General features: G+C 58.2%; 1 protein-coding gene. It reads right to left on the bottom strand.

All coding sequences use genetic code 11. From position 1 onward, the window contains the following. A partial coding sequence (locus tag ACR0C6_RS22105) for an AMP-binding protein (protein WP_480621338.1) occupies positions 1 to 570 on the bottom strand: 570 nt, incomplete at both ends.

The following is a 570-nucleotide window of genomic DNA, read 5'->3' as shown; positions in this document are numbered from 1 at the left end:
GGCTCGGACTGCATCATTGTGGCGGGCGCTGTCTCGGTCAGCCCCCAGGACGAGGTCATCAGCGGTATCTCACCTTTGACATCCAGCGCCATCTGTTCAAATCCAGACCAGATGTCCTGTGGCAGTGAAGCGCCCGCATAAAAGATCAGATCAAGTTCTTCGAAGAACCGCCGCCGCAAATTGCCATCCCGCTGCAATGCGCCCAGCAGCATGCCGTAACCTACGGGAACATTGAAGCTGAGCGTGCCGGTGACCATGGACAGGTTTTCCAGCGTCCTCTCAAACAGACCAGCTACCGGTTTGCCGTCGTCGATGTAGAAGCTTCCGCCGTTGGCGAGCATCATGTTGAAATTATGTGATCCGCCAAAGACGTGGTTCCATGGCAGCCAATCGACCACTCGGGGCGGACGCGTGCGCAGAAATGGCAACGCGTCGGCCAGCATGGTTTGGTTCACACACATCATGCGTTGGGTCGTGATGACCCCTTTCGGGGCCGAGGTTGAACCGCTGGTCATCAGGATCTTGGCGACGGAGGCGGGGCCAACCAGTTCATAGGCGGCCCCAAGATCG

The sequence above is a fragment of the Ruegeria sp. AL12 genome, assembly GCF_056540885.1.
This window is presented reverse-complemented; position numbering and strand designations above follow the sequence as displayed.